Origin of the sequence: Campylobacter sp. 2018MI13, assembly GCF_018501135.1 — a bacterium.
Taxonomy (GTDB): Bacteria; Campylobacterota; Campylobacteria; order Campylobacterales; family Campylobacteraceae; genus Campylobacter_E.
The window spans coordinates 1-1,911 of record NZ_JAHCZC010000136.1 but is presented as its reverse complement, the minus strand read 5'-3'; the positions used below and the strand labels follow the sequence as shown (position 1 = coordinate 1,911).

Sequence of the window (1,911 nt, the reverse complement as noted above, 5' to 3'; positions counted from 1 at the left end):
ATTTATATTGATTATAAATTAAAACATTTGTTAATTTATAATGTTTGATGTATACTACAAATAAGTTGTGTTGATAAAATTGATTTTATAGCCTATATAAAAGCTATATTTTAATATTTATATTTTTTAAGGAATTTGAATTAATTTTTATTTTGCCAGGATATTGGCGTATTTAAAGAATTTTTTAAATAATGTTTTTACAATTTAATTTTTAAATTAATGAAAACATAATTTAATTATTTTATTTATTTTAATAACGCTATTTTATTAATATTTTATAATTAGTAGTATTTATTGCTTAAATTTATTAAATTAGATTGCAAAAGAATATTAATTTAAGCAAAATTTTTACTTTTTTTGTTAGACTTAAAACTTTTTAATTTATAACAAGGTTTTCATATGGATTTTCATCAATTTATTGAGCAAATTAATGGAGTTTTAGTTGCTTATGTTCTTGTATTTGCCTTAGTTGGAATAGGTCTTATTTTCACTATTTATCTAGGTTTTCCGCAATTTCGTTATTTTAAAGAAGGCTTGAGTGCAAGTTTTGGAGATTTATTCAAAAAAGGTAAGAAAAAAAATTCCGGAATAACAGCCCTACAAGCTATGATGATTTCAATTTCAGCACAAGTTGGAACAGGTAATATCATAGGCGTTGCAACTGCTATTAATTTAGGTGGAGCAGGAGCTATATTTTGGATGTGGGCTAGTGCATTTTTGGGTATGGCTACAATTTTAGCTGAAGGTGTTTTAGCACAACGCTACAAAGTATGGCAGCACGGACATTATATCGGAGGTCCTGCGTTTTATATAAAACTTGGTCTTAAGAAAAAATTAGGTGCTAATACTTGCAATTTACTCGCTGGATTTTTTGCTATTGCAATTATTGTTGCACTTGGTTGTGCGGGTCAAATGACACAAAGCAATTCTATTTCAGGTGCAATTCATCAAGCTTTTGGGGTGGATTTGAAAATCACAGGAGCAATTACTGCAATTATCGCAGGATTTGTGGTGATTGGTGGGGTTAAAAGGATTGCTAGATTTGCTGAACTTGTAGTGCCTTTTATGGCTATATTTTATGTTTTGGTTGCAGTTTATATTTTAATAGCATTTCACGAAAATATAGGCAATGTATTTTCTATGATTTTTAAACAAGCTTTCGGACTTGAAGCAGTAGCTGGTGGAGCTGTTGGAATTGGTATTAAAGAGGCTATTAGATATGGGGTTGCAAGGGGACTTTTTGCAAACGAAGCAGGTATGGGAAGCACACCACACGCACACGCAAGTGCAACTACTAAAAATTCTGTTTCTCAAGGTTTTGTGGCAATGCTTGCAGTATTTATTGATACAGCATTTATTTGCACAGCAACTGCTCTTATAATCTTACTTAGCGGAGCTGATTTAAGTCTTAGCGGTATTGAGCTAACTACTTCGGCATTTAGCATTGCTTTTGGTAGTATTGGTGTGAAATTACTTGCAATTTGTCTTGTGTTTTTTGCATTTACAACCATTATTGGCTGGTATTATTTCGCTCAAATTAATGTGCAATATTTATTCTCAAATAAAGCTTTACCTATATTTAAAATAGTGTTTGTTTTATGTATTTTTATAGGTGCTATGCTAAAGCTTGATTTGGTTTGGAGTATTTCTGATTTATGTAATACTTTAATGGTATTACCTAATGTTTTAGCGTTATTTTTATTAGCTCCAGTAGTTAAAAAAGAATTATTAAAATTTAACGAAAGTAAGAAAAAATAAGTTTTATTCCTATTTCAAATTCTAGAATTTGAAATAGGATTTTTTTATTTTATTTGAGTAAAATTCATACCATTTATTTTTATTTCCACATTATCGTTAAAGTCTTTAGGTAATTGATTTTCACTTTCTTCTATAGCTTTTAACATATTATAT

General features: G+C 28.9%; 1 protein-coding gene. It reads left to right on the top strand.

Translation table 11 applies throughout. From position 1 onward, the window contains the following. The first annotated feature begins 399 nt into the window (after positions 1–399). Positions 400–1,758, top strand: coding sequence for an alanine/glycine:cation symporter family protein (locus KJQ99_RS09250; RefSeq protein WP_214119668.1), 1,359 nt, complete (start codon positions 400–402; stop codon positions 1,756–1,758). The last annotated feature ends 153 nt before the right edge of the window (positions 1,759–1,911 follow it).